The 17,543-nt window shown below is 38.5% G+C and carries 18 protein-coding genes; 3 read left to right on the top strand and 15 right to left on the bottom strand.

What is annotated here, in order from left to right; genetic code table 11:
* Nucleotides 1–8 precede the first annotated feature (8 nt).
* The 13 genes from ACO1D1_RS04215 to ACO1D1_RS04155 form a co-directional block, all read right to left on the bottom strand.
* A complete protein-coding gene (locus tag ACO1D1_RS04215) occupies nucleotides 9–461 on the bottom strand; it encodes a CoxG family protein (RefSeq protein WP_423335080.1) in 453 nt (150 codons plus the stop codon).
* A gap of 124 nt (nucleotides 462–585) precedes the next feature.
* Nucleotides 586–957 (bottom strand): DsrE family protein, encoded by a 372-nt coding sequence (locus tag ACO1D1_RS04210; protein WP_423335079.1) that lies wholly within the window; start codon nucleotides 955–957, stop codon nucleotides 586–588.
* Nucleotides 958–1,289: 332 nt separating this feature from the next.
* A complete protein-coding gene (locus ACO1D1_RS04205) occupies nucleotides 1,290–2,057 on the bottom strand; it encodes a maleate cis-trans isomerase family protein (RefSeq protein WP_423335078.1) in 768 nt (255 codons plus the stop codon).
* Nucleotides 2,030–3,169, bottom strand: a complete 1,140-nt coding sequence (locus tag ACO1D1_RS04200; protein WP_423335077.1) for a zinc-dependent alcohol dehydrogenase — start codon at nucleotides 3,167–3,169, stop codon at nucleotides 2,030–2,032. The genes ACO1D1_RS04205 and ACO1D1_RS04200 overlap by 28 nt, the downstream gene beginning before the upstream one ends.
* 16 nt (nucleotides 3,170–3,185) lie before the next feature.
* Entirely contained in the window at nucleotides 3,186–3,989 is an 804-nt protein-coding gene (locus tag ACO1D1_RS04195) for a DUF3891 family protein (protein ID WP_423335076.1), read from the bottom strand.
* A gap of 30 nt (nucleotides 3,990–4,019) precedes the next feature.
* Nucleotides 4,020–4,724, bottom strand: coding sequence for an isochorismatase family protein (locus tag ACO1D1_RS04190; protein WP_423335075.1), 705 nt, complete (start codon nucleotides 4,722–4,724; stop codon nucleotides 4,020–4,022).
* 24 nt (nucleotides 4,725–4,748) lie between these two features.
* Nucleotides 4,749–5,711 carry a CobW family GTP-binding protein gene (locus tag ACO1D1_RS04185; protein ID WP_423335074.1) on the bottom strand — a complete coding sequence of 321 codons (963 nt, stop codon included), beginning with the start codon at nucleotides 5,709–5,711 and terminating at the stop codon, nucleotides 4,749–4,751.
* Nucleotides 5,712–5,802: 91 nt separating this feature from the next.
* On the bottom strand, nucleotides 5,803–7,020 hold the full coding sequence (locus tag ACO1D1_RS04180; RefSeq protein WP_423335073.1) for a benzoate/H(+) symporter BenE family transporter: 1,218 nt from the start codon (nucleotides 7,018–7,020) through the stop codon (nucleotides 5,803–5,805).
* Between the two features lie 31 nt (nucleotides 7,021–7,051).
* On the bottom strand, nucleotides 7,052–7,534 hold the full coding sequence (locus ACO1D1_RS04175; RefSeq protein ID WP_423335072.1) for an aromatic-ring-hydroxylating dioxygenase subunit beta: 483 nt from the start codon (nucleotides 7,532–7,534) through the stop codon (nucleotides 7,052–7,054).
* A gap of 49 nt (nucleotides 7,535–7,583) precedes the next feature.
* Nucleotides 7,584–8,744, bottom strand: a complete 1,161-nt coding sequence (locus tag ACO1D1_RS04170) for an aromatic ring-hydroxylating oxygenase subunit alpha (protein ID WP_423335071.1) — start codon at nucleotides 8,742–8,744, stop codon at nucleotides 7,584–7,586.
* Between the two features lie 73 nt (nucleotides 8,745–8,817).
* Nucleotides 8,818–9,069: a hypothetical protein gene (locus tag ACO1D1_RS04165; RefSeq protein WP_149868754.1), complete on the bottom strand. Its 252-nt coding sequence runs from the start codon at nucleotides 9,067–9,069 to the stop codon at nucleotides 8,818–8,820.
* A 237-nt stretch (nucleotides 9,070–9,306) separates the two neighbouring features.
* Nucleotides 9,307–9,888, bottom strand: coding sequence for a nucleotidyltransferase family protein (locus ACO1D1_RS04160; RefSeq protein WP_423335194.1), 582 nt, complete (start codon nucleotides 9,886–9,888; stop codon nucleotides 9,307–9,309).
* Nucleotides 9,889–9,908: 20 nt separating this feature from the next.
* Entirely contained in the window at nucleotides 9,909–11,021 is a 1,113-nt protein-coding gene (locus ACO1D1_RS04155; RefSeq protein ID WP_423335070.1) for an XdhC family protein, read from the bottom strand.
* Between the two features lie 315 nt (nucleotides 11,022–11,336).
* Here ACO1D1_RS04155 and ACO1D1_RS04150 point away from each other — a divergent pair, with 315 nt between their 5' ends.
* Nucleotides 11,337–13,010 (top strand): ribonuclease J, encoded by a 1,674-nt coding sequence (locus tag ACO1D1_RS04150; RefSeq protein ID WP_423335069.1) that lies wholly within the window; start codon nucleotides 11,337–11,339, stop codon nucleotides 13,008–13,010.
* A gap of 597 nt (nucleotides 13,011–13,607) precedes the next feature.
* Here ACO1D1_RS04150 and ACO1D1_RS04145 read toward each other — a convergent pair.
* On the bottom strand, nucleotides 13,608–14,066 hold the full coding sequence (locus ACO1D1_RS04145; protein ID WP_423335068.1) for a DUF421 domain-containing protein: 459 nt from the start codon (nucleotides 14,064–14,066) through the stop codon (nucleotides 13,608–13,610).
* 209 nt (nucleotides 14,067–14,275) lie between these two features.
* On the opposite strand from ACO1D1_RS04145, the gene ACO1D1_RS04140 reads away from it, so the two are divergent.
* Entirely contained in the window at nucleotides 14,276–16,264 is a 1,989-nt protein-coding gene (locus tag ACO1D1_RS04140) for an alkaline phosphatase family protein (RefSeq protein ID WP_423335067.1), read from the top strand.
* Nucleotides 16,265–16,274: 10 nt separating this feature from the next.
* On the opposite strand, the gene ACO1D1_RS04135 is transcribed toward ACO1D1_RS04140, so the two are convergent.
* Nucleotides 16,275–16,760 (bottom strand): TraR/DksA family transcriptional regulator, encoded by a 486-nt coding sequence (locus ACO1D1_RS04135; protein ID WP_423335066.1) that lies wholly within the window; start codon nucleotides 16,758–16,760, stop codon nucleotides 16,275–16,277.
* 142 nt (nucleotides 16,761–16,902) lie between these two features.
* Between ACO1D1_RS04135 and ACO1D1_RS04130 the strand changes: the two genes are divergently transcribed.
* On the top strand, nucleotides 16,903–17,481 hold the full coding sequence (locus ACO1D1_RS04130) for a metalloregulator ArsR/SmtB family transcription factor (RefSeq protein WP_423335065.1): 579 nt from the start codon (nucleotides 16,903–16,905) through the stop codon (nucleotides 17,479–17,481).
* Nucleotides 17,482–17,543 lie beyond the last annotated feature (62 nt).

Genomic DNA, 17,543 nt, shown 5'->3' with positions numbered 1-17,543 from the left:
GAGGTAATCTACTGGGTCATAGTCTTTTTTATTGATACTTTCTCCACGTCTTTGAAAAACTTCCCTGCCATAAATTTTGCAATACCACTTAATACCCTGTTTCCCACACTAGCAATGACTCCTCCTACTTCAGCATTGCAGTCCCATTCTAAAACACAGCCATTTTCGGCCGGGCTGAGCTTACAGTCCATTTTTGCTGTTACATGTCCTGGTGATCCACTTCCCTCAGCATTAAAAATATAGTAATGATATTTTTCTACATCCTCTAGCTTTACTTGCCCTTCGTATTCACCCTTAACAGCTGCCACACCTAGTTTCATGCTTACTTCATATTTGTTTTCATCTATGAGTTCCAATTGCTGACAACCGGGGATTACCTCTTTTAGAATTTCTGGATCATGCAAAGCATTCCAAATCACTTCAACCGGCTGTTTAAATTCCGTTTTTCCTTTTAATTCCATTATTTATTCCCTCCTTTCCTTCGTGTTTTATAACTAGCTAAGAGATCCAGAATTATTTTAGCTGAACTATGTTCGCTAAATTATAGTGAGTACCCACAAACATCAAAAGTAAATAAAAACCTTATTATCCATACGTAATAACACGGTCGTTTTCAACCGTCATTTTTACAAGTGCATTTGGCATTCCTAATTCAATTTGTTTCCCTGCTAAATTCGCTTCTTCAATACCTCTGGCGCCGCATGAAACCTTCGATAATACTATTTTTCCACCACCCTCAATAATGGCATTCACTGAATCTCTTAAAGTAGCGGCTGTTTCTCCTATCCCAAGCGTTTGGTTTAAGTTTTCATCACGAATTAATTCCACAGCAGCCCCTGCTAAGAACATTGAAACTTGATGCCCTTCTTCAATTGCTGTCCTTGCAATTAGAAACGCACGATCTGCTTGAGTTGGTGCAGAAGGACCATGTGTTAAGTGAACAAGTATTTTTGCCATTTTTCTTCTCCTTTTTTAAAATTTTGAAGTCAAAACCTTTTCTGTTAATCTCAAAAAATAAAAATTATTGGTTAGCACTAACTAACAACTGTTAGTTTACACTATCAACAACTTGTTAAATACATCATAAATTAAACATTCAGAATTTTCAAGAGATTTTTCTGTGCTTCTTTATAAAATTTTTCCTATGAACGATTAAAGCTGTAAATGAAAGATATAACTGCTGATTTCCCGTTGTACCCAAAGAGCTCCACCACTATTTATAGATTAATAAAATCTTTAATAGAAAGGTGGAGGGTCAAGTACTACTTATGGGACACGTACTTCCATGATTATACTATTGCAGATTTTTCTTTCGCTAATAACCGCCCGGCATTTGGGACAACTGGTTTTAGCCCAAGATTTTTCAAGATTTGGTAAACAGTTGATGTGGCTGCTGATAAAACTGGCAGCCCAAGTTCGTCCTCAACAATTTGAATGGCTGGCAAAGACGGCATTTGTACACACGCTGATAAGACAATTGCATCGGCACCGGTTGTATTTAAATTTCTTGCATGTTTTACAAGATTCATTGGATCTAATCTTCCCACTTCTAGATTGTCAGAAACTTCAAGACTAATAGAGTCAATGACCTCAATACCGCTCATATTTAAGTACTCAATCACCATATTCGTTAGAGGCTTCATATAGGGCGTAATGATTGACACTTTCTTCGCACCAATTTCTTTAATGCCTTCAATTAATGCACCTGCACTGCTAACGACAGGGGCATTATCTTTATTTCCTTTTACGACTTGACATAAACGATCCTCAGAGGATACATGATAGCCTGGCCCCTGTGACATGATGGCAATTAAACAGGCATAGGCTAACACATCACATTTTGCATCAGAAAGTTCCAAGGCACAGCGATCACTATCAAGATCCATCTTTTTTAATTCTTCTTTCGTGACGTGCATCATCCTCATTCGGCTAGAATGAAAGGTAAATGATGCCTCTGGAAACAGCTCCTTTCGGCTGTTTAGCATGGCTGGAATTTCCGTTTCCATTGTTGTATTTGAACTAGGCACGATTAAACCGACCCGATAGTTTTTTCCCATGTTTTTGCCCCTTCCTTAGTTATTTCTTTATTTAATACAGCAACATGTATACATCCATCTAGTCCCTTAGCATGTGTATTGACTGCTTTATGTGTTTCCGACACACTAAATTCATGTGTGATCATCTTTTCTAGTGGATAGCGGCCTGATTCAATAATCTTTAAAGCCACCCCTACCGCTTTTTTCGGACGGCCTAGGACACCTTTGATGGTTAATAGTTTCCACGTAATTTTACTGGACATGACTTCGTCGGTGAGAAAATGATCAGTACCAGAATGGACAATTGTCCCATGATATCCTGCTAGATCCAAACTTACCCTGAATTGAATTGGGGTAGTTGCTGCATTGATCACCGTGTTAGCCATTTTACCATTTGTAATTTTCGATACTTCTTTTACAAGATCATGTTTGTCAGCAAAAAGGACATGGGTTGCACCAAATTCTTTTGCAATTTCCAAGCGGTGAGCGTCTTTTGAAAGACCTGTCACGATGATAGTTCCGGCACCTGCTTCTTTTGCCCCAATCACCGCTCCAAGTCCCATTGGACCTGGCCCTTGGATGACAACTGTATCTCCAACCGTCGTATTTCCAACTTGTTGGACCCAATGAACACCGTTAGAAATAGGGATAAATAGTGTCAGTAGGTCTGCAGATACTTCATTGCTAACCTTATGAATGATAGAATGTGGATGCAAATACATATATTCTGCGAAACCGCCCCAAAGTGCTGTTTTCTCATTATAGATGCTCATGGCACCATATCTTAGATCAAAGCAAAGATGATAATTACCAGTTAAACAAGGATCACAGTGCCCACATGGGATATACTCCTCTACAATAACACGATCACCTTTTTGTACATTCCAGCGCTTTTCTGCTTCTGCTCCAATTTCATCGATATACCCGACAATTTCATGGCCAATGATACAAGGGAGTTTAAACACCGCATTTCCACCGTGTAAATATCCTTCACTATCAAGTCCACAAACCCCGCAAGATTCTACCCGTAAAAGTCCGTCATTGTTCCCTATTGTTGGAATGGGAAATTCCATCATTTCGATTTGTTCTTTACCCGTCAAAACAGCAGCCTTTGCATGCGTTGGTCTAGTCATTTATTAACCTCCATGATTACTTTTTTCTAATTCTCCATTTCATTACTTCGTATGGGGCATTTGCTATTTCTTGACTTAGTTCTTCATGGCTCTCATATTTTCTGTCAGGAATTTTTCGAACTTTAACGGATGTTTCAAATTCTTCTTTGAATGGAAACGGCTCAATGATGACTGAACCATCACCAGGCAGTTGAACGGCAACATGAATTCCTTCCCCATTCTGATTTTTACGAACGGGGCCGAGAACGGCTTCTGCCTGGTCTTGATGCCTATTAAGTGAGACGAGTTGTGACATGCGATCCATTAATTGCAAAAACTCATAATCCATCCATACTTTATTTTCAAACTCGCTGCGCTTTTCATTAAATTTCCAATAATTCATTTTGACGCCGACCCATTCCTTTTGGGTTTCAATGACTACATTTTGCATAAAGTCCTTTAAATCTTCAGGGATTTTATAGGTAAACGTAGGGTCATAGCCAAATCGACTCGTATATAAGCCAATCCAATGCATTCCGATTAACATACCAGCATACGGGTCCTCTTCCAGCATTTTTTTGTACCCGTTTGAATAAAACTGTACATGCTGTTTCACATTGATATTAATGAAATTAATTGGCCTTCCTGTTTCTTCATTAAATAAAACTTCTTTATCTGGCGCTACCCAACCAATATCATGTTTCTCAACAGCAGTAATTAATGATTGGGAAGGCGCTGCGAATTCCTCATTTCCCCAATGGCGTGCTACTTCTCCTGCTTGTATGGAGTGGTGGTACTGGTCTACTAACCAAATTTCGTTATCGTGTTTAGTGACAAACATATTTCCCCTCCTAAGGACAAATTTAGTAAACTATGCATGTTGGACTTTTTTCTTCAAGGATTTAATTACTTCATCGGTAGAAAGTACATCTGCATATTTTTGCTGCATATCAAAAAGGTTCATTGCATGGGTAGTGATCCCTCGATCAAATACACACTCTTCCGGAACAACCACATTGAAATTGTAAGAAAACGCATCAACTACTGAAGCGCGTACACAACCGCTAGTTGTTGTGCCAGTAACGATTAATGTATCAACATTTTCATCAACTAAATACGAGACTAACGGTGTTCCGAAAAACGCACTTGGCTTCTTTTTTGAAATGACAATTTCTCCGGGAATTGGTTTTAGCTGCTGGACAATTTCTGTTCCCTTCCCGCCTTCAACTAATGTCGGGTGACCAAAAACATTCCCTTTAATGGCTGTTTTTTCATTCGAATTATGTTTATGTCCCTCAATAATCGTATAAAATATTGGGATATTAACCTCCCTGCAAACGTTCAGCAGTTCCTTAATATGGGGTATTGCCTTCCAAGCGTCCGCACCACAACTAGTAGGATATTTTTTTATCGACTGTTCAATATCCTCCGATTCTTCCCCAGTGAAGCCGTAGGTAACATCAATAATAACTAGAGCAGGGTTCTCGCCAAGTCCATTTACTTTCCCTAACCCGGCACCAGAGTAAACCTTTTGATCTCTCTCATCTAAATATTTCTCCCAAATTCTTTTCGTCACTTCCATTCTCCTTTATAAAAAGTTCTATACCAATTCAGTTTGCGTTTGGGATCCGATTATTTTCAGCCACTCGCTCTTTACGGAACTGGAATCAAGGTCAATTCCTATTAAAATCATAAAATATTGATCAGAGCTTTCCGGTTTCCATTCTATCCTTTTCACACCTGAATATTGAATCAAATAGGAAGTATTTCCACAGTCCTCCAAAATCCGGACAAATCCCTTTGCACGAACAATTTTGTCAGCATGCCTAGCGAAAAATCCTTCAACTTCTGCTTTTTTAAGTGAACGATCAGCAGGTAAAACCAACGTAGTCATACTAGAATAATTTTCCTCAATACTATAACCTTTATCTGGTCTATGTTGCTTAACTTGACTGTCCGAAAATATCTGTTTTAATAGCGTTTCAAAGTCTATATCACCAAATCGAGCATATTCTATTTTCGCAACGGAGTTCCTTTGCTTAACAACCTTTCTAATTTCATCGACTATAGATGGTTTAACCAAATCTATTTTATTGACGACAATATGGTTGGCACATTCTAGTTGATGAAACATCGTCCCTTTGAAAGCAATGGAATGAACATCAAGGAGAAACTCTGCATCAATGACAGTAATAATGCTTTTCAACTCTACTTTGGCAATAATTTCTCTTTCATTTAGCGCACTTGCTACTTCCTCGGGATTTGCTACTCCTGTTAACTCGATAAAAATGATATCGGGCTTTTTTTGTAAAAGTGCATCGATACTATGGGAAATTTCGCTTTTTTTGCTGCAGCATATACACCCATCCAGTAAGGATTCAATTTTTTCACGATCAAAGCTCTTTGAAACGAGCAAACCGTCTACATCCACCTTGCCCCGCTCATTAATTAATACGGCATAATTTAAATTGCGTTTTTTCGTTTCAGTTAACAAATTTACAAGTAACGTCGTTTTACCGCTTCCTAAAAAACCGCTTAAAATCACGACAGGAATTCTATTCATCTTTTACCTCACGCGTATGGAATCTATCCATATTTTCATGTTCTTTGACATTTTATTAGTTAGTACTAACTAATATGGGGAATAAAAATATTTATTCATCCTGTTTTTCAATTACTTTTGAAATAAAGGAGCCTATTATTAAAGCTAAAACAGGCGCACTTATATGAAAAAAGGAGATGTTTGATAACGCTATGACGAAAGCAAATGTGGAACCTAAACGGATTCTTTGCTTTGAAAACCCTAATTGTAAACTTGATCCGAGTACCCCTATAAGAGCAAATCCCGCCAACATAGATACAAATGAGAGTGGCAGCGCTTTTATAAAAGGAACAATCTTCCACGCAAAAATTCCGAATAGTAAAATCAATACACCAGAAACAACTGATGCCATATACCTTTTTTCTCTTGGCCCCGTCTCATCACCTGCACATATCGCTGACATCATTCCCGCTATGTTTGCACTTTGACCGCCAAAAATGGCTGTTATCATGGTAAAGATACCGCTTGCTGCTATTATCTTTTTTGTCGGCGGATTAAAATTTGTGCTTTTTAACGCACCGATTCCAGGGGCTGCATCATTGCTTAAAATAAGGAGTACAAGCGGCAATGATATAGTGAAAATTCCTATAATAGAAAATTCCGGCTTAAAAACGCTGGGAAAAATATATAAAGTCTCCATTGCTGATATTTCGATATTTTGTGTAAATAATATAATTATAAGTGCAATACACACCGCACCAAGTACAGCAGGTATACGTTTAACCCATTTAATGAAGATAAGGTAACATAGCACCGCCGGAATACCAACAATGGCCATGTCATTAACTGACGATATTAAACGGACTACATATGTTGTAATCATTCCAGCTAACATGGCTGCGATAATTTCATTAGGAAACCATTGCATTATTTTTGAGAAGAGCCCGGAAATTCCAATAATAAAAATGATCAACCCGGTAATCATAAATGCACCAATTAATTCTGAAAAAGTATAATAAGGGGTAATTGTTACAAGGAATGCGACACCCGATAACGAATGTGCCCCTGTAATCGGAATTTTATAAATGAATGGAAAGATAACACTGAAAAGCCCCCCAAAAAAATAGACCGCGAACATCCATGAAATGGTTTGTTCATGTGTAAAATGGCCAGCCTCTGCTGCAGCTAGTATAATGGCGGGAGGTCCCGTCATTGCTAGCATAGCGGATATTATTCCGGACGATACATTGTTGGTTGTCAGATCATGTAATGGCTTTTGTTTATGTCTATGAATCTCTGTTTTCTTTACATGGAATGCTTCTGTTTCCATAACGTACAAACCCCTCAATCATAAGATTGACTTATAAAATAAAGCTTAAATTCCCAAGAGGTTCGTTATTATTTATTAATTCAACCTTCTTAAAACTAATTTTCAAATCATTTCCTTCCATGAGCAAGTGATGCTCATTTCTACCGGTAAATATCGTTTGTTCCCCTCTTCTTAATTCCACAAGCAGGAAATTAGATGATACAATGACTTTTTCCCCTACTTCTTCAAGTATTTCAACATTTGTAATGAGGTGACGTGTTTTCGATTTCGGCTGCTGACCGTATGCTAATCCTGTCTGAAGCCTCCATATTCTTTCTTCCAGCCGTTTCCGATCATCATAGATGATAGACACGTGGGTTTCAGGGTCAATATCGTTTTCATTGCAAGGGATCCAGTACCGGCAGTCACGTGTAAATAATGTCAGCCACTCTTCAAACCTTTCATCATTAATATATCTTACTTCTTTGTATAAAAAAGCCTCTATTTGTTGTAAATCCATTCTTGTTTTGATCAAAGCTAATCTCCTTCCCTTCTTAACATTTTTTTCGTAGATTCTGGAATGTTTATGCCTCCATAAGGCGTTTCCATTCCTTATAAATTGCCCGTGTTGATACTTCGTCACTTGAATTAGCTGTAATAATTCCATTTTCATCGACTTGTTCCCTATTCATACCGCGACTGATTACTAACCATTCATTTCCTTCTGCCTTTAGTCCCTCTTTCACCCGCTCAAAGGCAACTTCCACATCATCTGGGCTTCCAAATCCCGCTGGTCCGTAAAAACCTTCGTGGGTTCTTAATCGCTGCGTATTTACTTCCTTTGATGCACCCTTTAACATAATCGGATAAAGTGCTACTTCTGTTCGTTCAACTGAAACTGGTTGAATGACCCGGACTTGTGAGCCTAATAAGGCAAGATTCGGGAAGATAATTAAATTAAACGGCAAAGCCCCAATATTTAAATCTCCGGCCAATTCGTATAATGAATGACCGTTTCCAAGATCTGATACCTTCTCTTCCTTATGCATCTTGGCGAACTTCATCTTCTCACCAGTCCGCTGCGAAACAATGTCAAAAAATGTCTTGTGTACAAAACTTAAGTGATAAGGGTCTATGGTATTTTCTACTTGAAATTTCCAATTGGCATTAAGGAAATACTTGTGTTTTCCGGCTGATAATTCAATTCCTTCTGGACCGGAATCGGCAACAAAGTCAATGTATGGCTTGGCATTCCCTAAATGCTCTGTCAACGGTTTGACTTTCTCGTTCAGACTGGCAAAAATAAAACCGCGGTAACTATCCACTTTAGGAACTTGAAGCAGCCCCATTTCCTCCCGGTTAAATTCCTCCCCATATCCATCCTGAAATGGAGCACCAAGAAGCTTACCGCTGTTGGAATAGGTCCAACCGTGATAGGCACATCGCAGTACATGTGCATTCCCACATTCATCTTGGCATACCGATGCGCCCCGATGACGGCACCGATTAAAGACAACATTAATTTGCTTGCTATCGGCACTTCGTGTGACAATCACAGGCTGTGAACCAATTTTGGTTGTTTTATAGTCACCAGGGTTGGCAATTTCACTTTCATGCCCAACATACACCCATGTTTCCCCAAAGATTTTATCGATTTCCATTTTAAAAATATCTCGGTCGGTGTAAATCTTGCCGTGAACAGCTCCGTCTTTAACATAATCTGCAATATTTATTGTATTTAACATTACTCCTTCACCTGCTTTATCAATTTTTGGTTAGCATTTTTATCAAGTAGGGAAAAGACCCTTATTAGCATTCTTATAATCCAAAAGTTAGAAGTGGCTCATTGGTGGAGTGACCAATCCCCTTCCAACGGCTGATTGACGGGTCAAGTATGGGGTGAAGATCTTTATGTTCACACCACGCCAAGCTTTCCAGTTCCAGTGGGTCAAGATATATAACCCTTTGGGTTCGTATATCCTTGATCATGAGTCTAACGCCATTGGATGAGAGATCAACCTTCACAGCTACGTGAGCAAACTCATTTTTAAGGATTAATTCCTTACTCATGCTCTACCTCCTCAAGTTAATTGTTAGTTAGCGCAAACTAACAATGAGATTAAAATTATATTTCGTTCTCCTGATTCAGCAGTGTTAGTTAGTGCCTGCTAACTAACACTGGGTTTAATATATTACCACTATGATAATAGTAATATATAGCAAATAATAATGTCAACATAATTCTGAATTTTTAGTATTTTATTGTGCTTTTACTTTTAATGAACCCCTATACCTCATTACTACCCATTAATCAGTTTCCCCTTCAATTAATAACTGGTAATCATAAGGGGTGTCAACGTCAGGAATCTGTTCTCTATTCATTTCCGAATAATAAACATGTTGTTCGAATTTTTTTATGACCGATTTGCCCCCTTCATCCCCGTTAATTTTTAATAAATGAGGAAACATCTCCTTTTTAAATAAGACAGGATGCCCTTTGACACCTTGATATTTTGCTTGGATTATTGGGAAACTCTGGTTACGATTGTGAGTTTTAATAATTGTATTAATTTCTGTAGATGACATTAACGGTTGATCACCCAGCAAAAAAATTACAGACTGTGCAGTTTCGGGCAGTGAATGCAGTCCTAATTTGACGGAGGTTGACATACCATCGTCTGACTGATCATTCAATATGATTTTACTAACGCCTTCTATACTCCGTGCCTCTTTGACAAGATTTTTTATGTTCGGATTCACTACAACAATGATTCCTTCCACATCGGATTTTTGACATTCGTCTATCACATGCCTAAATAGTGACTTTCCTTTATACGGCAATAGCAATTTGGGCTTTCCCATTCGTGTCGAAAATCCAGCGGCTAAAATGATTGCCCATACATGTCCATTTACACTCTCGATAGTTGTTCATCCTCCTTGTAAGGAAATTGAAGAGCTCCTTTTGATAGCTTGTTACCAGTTCCACCTCGATAAATCATCGAAATTTCTGCCATAATACTCAATGCAATTTCCTCAGGTGTTACTGACCCGATATTCAATCCAATTGGGCTATGGATTTTATATAGATTAGGATGATTATTTAAATCCATTCCTTCACATAATTGATAAGTCCTTTTTCTCGGTCCCAGTAAACCAATATAGGCTGCATCTGAATCTAATACTTCTTTTAATATTATTTGATCTTGTGAAAAATGATGCGACATAATAACAACATACGTATTTTCGTCAAATCTTACTTGCGGTGTTGTTCCCGGCTTATAGCAAATTAATTCATCTGCTTCAGGAAAATTCGTCTGATTTACAAAAGCTGGCCGATGGTCAAGTACTGTGACGTGCCATTTTATTTTTTTGGCCATTTGTGCTAATGGAACTGCATCTGGACCGGCACCAAATATGGCCATACGCGGAGATGGAGTAATCGTATCATAAAAAACTTGAAATCCATTACTCCCCTCAATTTGCACGAGTGAACAGGTCGTGCCTGTGCCCATTGTGCGTAAATAATCGTCAATTATTTCTTTGTAGGGAATATGATCATATTCTCGGGTTTCTGGATCAACTATCCATTTACTGCCAACCAAATCTGGATTTTCTGCGCCCGTGATCGTGATACTGTGAATCGTTTTACTTAACCCTTCTTTAAACCAGTTTTCCATTTGTACTGATTTAGGTAAATCTCGAATGGGGGAATAGGGTTCAAGTAAAATATTCATTTTTCCATTACATCCCAACCCGAGTCCCCATAGAAGATCTCCTTCATCTTGAAAGTTATAATGTACGATTCGAGGCTGTCCACTTTCGATCACTTCAAAAGCAATTTCTTTTAAATCCCCCTCAACACATCCACCGCTTACCAACCCAGTAAGCTGGCCATCTCCTGCTATAAAGCATTTTGCACCGGTCTTTTGATAAGTGGAACCCTTTGTAGAAATAATTGTGCCAAGGACTCCCTCTAACCCATGACTTTTACATCGAATTATTTCATTAAAAATCGCCTGCATGTTACCAACCCCCTTTAAATGAGAAGTATCAGTGAATAATGATTATTTGACTCCCACTTCTTTATTAAGCGTTTATAGTTATTACTCTATATTATTGTTACCGATTTCAGATTTGTCAATATATTTAGTTAATTGCCAAACTGAGTTCAATTGTAATTGCAGCGAATTCTGTCATTCCAGACTGATGACGGACTTTTTATGCAATAATCCTCTTTGAAATGTCCTTCATAAAGCTCACCACGCCTGTTTTATCAAAATAAAGAATTTAAAAAATGGAATACTACTATTATCTATTTGGTAATGGGAGGTATTAGAGTGATAACTAAAAAAAATCCTTTATCTATTTTCGCTCTAGGCGGCATAAATGAAATCGGTAAAAACATGTATGTGGTTCAATACGCAGATGATATTGTCATCATCGACTGTGGCGGAAAATTTCCGGATGAAAGCTTATTAGGAATTGATTTAATTATTCCTGATGTTACTTACTTGGAAGAGAATCAGGAAAAAATCCGTGCGTTAATCGTGACACACGGGCATGAAGATCATATTGGCGGAATTCCATATTTTTTACGAAAAATAAATGTCCCCATTTATGCCACCCGCTTTACACTAGGTTTAATTGAATTAAAATTAGATGAGCATCGGCTTACAAGGGACACGAAACTCATTCCGATCGATTCGGAATCTCAGCTTGAATTAGGTGAGATGAAGGTATCATTTTTCAGGGTTAACCATAGTATTCCTGATTGTTTAGGGATTGTCTTTCACACACCTGAAGGGAATGTTGTTCACACTGGAGATTTCAAATTTGATTTAACACCGACGAATAATCAGCATCCAGATATTCACAAAATGGCCGCTATTGGTGAGCAAGGTGTCTTAGTGCTAATTTCGGAAAGCACAAATGCGGAACGAACAGGCCTGTCGCCATCCGAGCGAATGGTTGGCAGCCATTTGACCGAGGCTTTCATGAAAGCGGATGGAAAAATTTTCATTTCGACCTTTGCTTCGAATGTGAATCGCGTGCAGCAAGTGGTCGAATCTTGCATGAAGACAAATCGAAAGCTTGCCTTGCTTGGCAGAAGTATGGTGAATGTAGTTTCAGTAGCGATAGAACGTGGATATTTAACCGTTCCAGATGGGATGCTGATTGAGGCAAACGAAGTCGATCATCTTGCTCCTGAAAAAGTTGCCATTCTATGTACGGGGAGTCAAGGAGAGCCAATGGCTGCTCTTGCCCGCCTTGCCAGCGGAAATTATCGGGATATTTCCATTTACCCCGGAGACACCGTTATTTTAGCAGCTTCTCCAATACCAGGGAACGAAAAAGATGTTTCACGTATTATCGACAACTTATTTCAGCTGGGAGCTAAAGTGATTTATGGGTCTGGAAGCACAACAGGCATGCATGTTTCGGGACATGGATATCAGGAAGACCTAAAGCTCATGCTTACTCTGATGAAACCCACCTATTTTATTCCTGTTCATGGTGAATTTAGAATGCTTCACCATCATCGTCTGCTCGCCGAATCGGTTGGAGTCGAACCAGGAAACACGTTTATTATTAAAAATGGTGATGTCGTAGATGTCGAAAATTCTATTGCCCGTCAGACGCGGAGGATTCCATCGGGAGATACGTATGTTGACGGAATGGGCGTCGGCGATGTCGGGGAAATCGTGTTACGAGACCGTAAGCAGCTTTCTGAGGATGGCATGCTCGTCATTGTTTTAACTTTAAGTAAAACGGACCGAAAAATTATTCAAGGACCTGATACAATTTCACGTGGATTTGTTTACGTAAAAGATTCTGAAGATCTCCTAAGAGAGATTAATCGCCTCGTTAAAAAAACGGTTAATGATCTCCAAGCCGAGAATATTCGGCAGTGGAATGTCATCAAACAAAATATTAAAAAATCAGTTGGCCAATATTTATTCGCAAAAACAAAGAGAAAGCCAATGATTTTGCCGATCATTATTGAAATTTGATAACAAACACAATGCATTCACAAAAAAACTAACCATAACAAGGCTTCCACACCACGTGGAAGCTTGTTTTTTATATAAACTACAATCGAAATTTACCAATAGCAATGTAAATAGTTAACATTCCTTGGAATTGATAGCACGATCTTATAGAATTGAAGATTTCCTATTACCCACAACACCAAAATGCATCCAATACCTTCTATTGGATGCATTTCACTCAGGGTTTTTACCAAAAATGCATACTATACCTTCTATTGGATGCATTTCACTCAGGGTTTTTACCAAAAATGCATACAATACCCCTCATTGGATGCGTTTCACTTAGGATTTTTACAAAAAATGAATCCAATACCCCCTATTGGATGCGTTTCACTCAGGATTTTCACCAAAAACGTATCCAATACCCCCTATTGGATGCGTTTCACTCAGGACTTTTACCAAAAATACATCCTATACCACCTATTGGATTCATTTTGCTCCGGATTTTCATCATAAATGAATCCAATATCCTTTATTGAATTCATTCTTCCGAACTTCCCTCCAAATGTGTAATATTCCTCAAATTTCATCATTAGAGGAATGCTTCTTGTATTCATCTTAGGACTCAATATCTTCTCCCCTTTTTAGTACAGATAACTTTCCATCCACTTCCAAGAACGCTACTCTGACCTCATCAATATCAAAAATACCCTCCTGCCGCAGCATGGTTTCCAATACTGATTTAGTCATTCTTTCTTTTTTCATTAGCTGCCTATTTATTTTCCCATGTAAAATTATCACTTGCGGCTCTCCTTGGATCAATCTTTCAAACTTCTTATTATTCCTTGTAAACCAATCAAGAATAAAAATCATTATGACCCAAAAACACATAGCTACAATCATATGCCACCAACTATACGTATCATCCACGGTAATATTCGCGACCAGGTCCGCTAATATCACAGCAAACGCAAAATCTAATGTTGTAATCTGCGCCAATTCCTTTTTCCCCATCAACCGGATGATAATAATTAATGCAACTAGACCAATCGCCAATTTTTCTAACAACAGTAACACAACCATTCCCCCTGTCTCTTTTTTTCACTGAGTCTACCAGCACACATTTTGAGTACCCCATCTAAAATATTTGTAACTTGAATGGCTATTAAAAGAATCTGCACTGGACAGATAGTTACGAAAAAATATGGCTTTATTTGAAATGAAACGGGTATTAAATAGGAGATGACATTCATGAAAGAATAATTGTGATCAGAGAGGACTAGAAAATGAAAATATCTATATTTGCAGGCATATTTATTCTAAACCTTAGTTTTTTTTCCATGATTTCTCCAGCAGAAGCCGGCAATAATCAAGAAGCTGACAGAAAGGTCATACTCATTTCTTTTGATGGAATGAAAAATGACTACACCAATAAATATATGAAAGAAAATAAATTGCCTCATATCAAAGAGCTGCGAGACAACGGAGTATGGGCAAAAAAACCCTCTACAATTACTCCTTCTCTTACAGCGCCTTCACACGCAGCAATCGCCACTGGAGCGACACCTGACCAGACCGGGATTGTAAGTAATCAATGGCATGAACTGAATAAAACGGTAGGAAATGAAGACGACGGTTTCCAAGCGAAAATCCAGGTACCTCCATTGTGGACAGAGGCTAGAAAACAAGGAAAAACAACAGCCACCATTGCGTTTCCCGGAGCTAATCCAAAGGATGAAAAACAAGGCGATTACTCTATTTATTATGGAAAAACATGGTCTCCAAGCAATTTGGAGTCATTAACCTTTAAAGATGCTGTCAATTGGATTCAGCCTCCCAATAGCTTTAGTCCTTTAAAAGAAGCAGAATTCTCTATCAAGATGGAAAATAAAAAGAACCATCTTATCCACATTTTAGCGATCGATTCAACCGATGATCAAAAGCAAAACTATGACACTTTTCTATTATCTGAAGATAAAAAGGCAGATCAAGAGGACTCTATGATAGAAGGAAAACAATGGGGATCTCTTTCTTTAGATATAAAAGCTCAGCAAGCTGCTGGTTTTTGGTTCAAAATGAAAGCAGATAACCACGACCTTAACCGTCCGATTCAAATGTACCGGACAGCTGTGACTTCCGGCTTAATAAGTGGTCCAAAAGGATTTTCTGATGAAATAAAGAAACAGTTTGGTTTTTTTCCGGCTCAGGATGATGATACTGCCCTCGAAAAAGGATGGATTACGAGAAAGGAATATGAGGAGATCAGCACACGATTTGTCATGTGGGTAACCAATGTTTCTCTCTATATAAAACAGAAATATAAGCCTGATTTACTAATGTTTTATGCTCCGCAAATTGATCATGAGCAGCATAAGTATTTATTAATCGATCCCCGTCAGCCAGGATTCACACCTGAGAAGTCAAAAAAATATATGGATTATATCGAATGGTCATACCGATTAGCAGACAAGGTGGTAGGGAAAACGTGGGATTCCCTAAATGAGGATGATTATTTGTTTGTTGTCTCCGATCATGGGATGGAACCGGCTCATTCTACTCTATCACCAAACAAAATATTAAAAGATGCCGGATTGTTAAAAGTAGATGAGAATAATAAAATCAATTTTACCGAATCAAAGGCATATGCCATTCCGAGCGGTTCCACAGCGCATGTATACATTAACTTGAAGAAGCGGGAAAAAGGCGGGGTTGTCCCTCAAGACGAGTATGAAAACGTCCGAAACCAAATTATTCAAGCTTTTAATGAAGTAGAGGTCAGCAATAACAAGGGGACGGCCATTCAACATCAAATGAAAGAAATGGTGTCAGCTTTTAAGGGCGATAATGATTCGTTACATAATGTTCAAGTGCATGTCAAAGATACTTGGAAACACCTTTTCGAAGGGAAAGTTCATCCATATGAAAAAGTAATGAAAAGTTCGAATGATAATCAAACGTTCTTGGGGCATCCCAATTCAGGAGATGTTGTGTTGATCGGGGCCCCCGGCTATGTAATGGGAAGCGGCACTTCCAAAAATGTCACACCGCCAATTGAATTGGGAACACATGGAGGAAATCCAGACAGAAGCATGCTTAGACCTGTTTTTATCGCTGCCGGGCCAGACTTTCGCAAAGGGAAACAAATTAACTCCACGTCTAATTTAGATATTGCTCCTACTATCTACGATTTACTGGAGTTAAATCCACCTTCATTTATAGAGGGGAAAAAGATTAAGGGTATTTTTATAAAGAGGAATCCCCCTGCTGATAGCTAGGGGGATAGAGTTACTTTATTCTGAATGATGAGTTCCCGTGTTCGTATTGCAATTCATCAACTGTTTGAAGCCGTTGATCGCCTCTTTCATCATCAATCGGCGTGGAAAAGGAGAGTTCCGGCTGAGCAAGCGCATCTGCCGTTTCATCAAATTGCTTTTGTGCTTCTATCGTACGTTTTGCATAGGGAAGGACCTCCAGCCTGACAACAGGGATCTCCTCTCCTGTATCCACACATTTGCCATAGGTGCCATTCTGAATTCGCTCTAAAGCTTCATTTACTTCAGTAAGAATATGCTGGGCCGATTCTTTTATGGAAAACTGTACTTCCCTATCTTCCAATTGTGACGCGGTATCCGCAAAGTGATTATCCAAGCTGGTCAATTCCCCATAATCCTCAAAGGTTAATGGCCGATTTGATTCAATTACCTTAGTCATTTCCTGCTTCATTCTTAATAATTTTTTCTTAAAATGGGTGAGTTCCCTCTCTGTTAACATGTTCTTCCCTCTCCTTCCTTTCCATCCTAATTCTATATACCCTTTCAGCTAAGAATCTTAAACTTGTTTTTCAACCTATTGCAAATTTCTTGCAATTCCATTATCATCTAATTAGATTATTATTAAATAAGGTGTGTTGAATATGCAATTGGATAAAATAGTTGGTTTTCATAAAGCATTAGGGGATCTTACACGAATACGAATTATTGGCCTGCTCCAGCAAGGACCTTTACATGGGCAGGCTATTGCCGGGAAGCTTGGACTCAAACCGCCAACGATTACCCACCATATGACGAAGCTGCGGGAGGTTGGCCTAATTAGGGAACAACGTGATAAAAATACCATTTATTTTTCGCTGAACACAAAGACTTTAGAAAATAGTGCCAAAGCCATTCTCACGGTTGGGACAGGGGGTGAATCGAGTTTGGAAATGTCCGTTACAGCAGAGGAACGCACTGCCATTATCAATAACTTCTTCACAAAAGAAGGAAAACTTAAAAATTATCCTGCCCAGCGAAAGAAAAAGCTTGTTGTTCTTTCACATATAGTAAAGGGATTAGATTTCGGAAAAGTCTATCAAGAAAAAGAGATTAATGAATATTTAAAACAATTTCATGAGGATTATGCCACATTACGACGTGAGCTGATCATGTGTCAGTATATGTATCGCGAAAATAATCTCTATGAACTAAATCCTGTTGAATTATGGTGGTTAAGTTAAAGGGCGTTACCCGGCGCCTCTTTTTTTAACCCAACTAATTAGATATATGTGAAATTAGATTA

Source organism: Neobacillus sp. 19, assembly GCF_049463095.1.
Lineage (GTDB): Bacteria > Bacillota > Bacilli > Bacillales > Cytobacillaceae > Neobacillus.
This window is presented reverse-complemented; position numbering and strand designations above follow the sequence as displayed.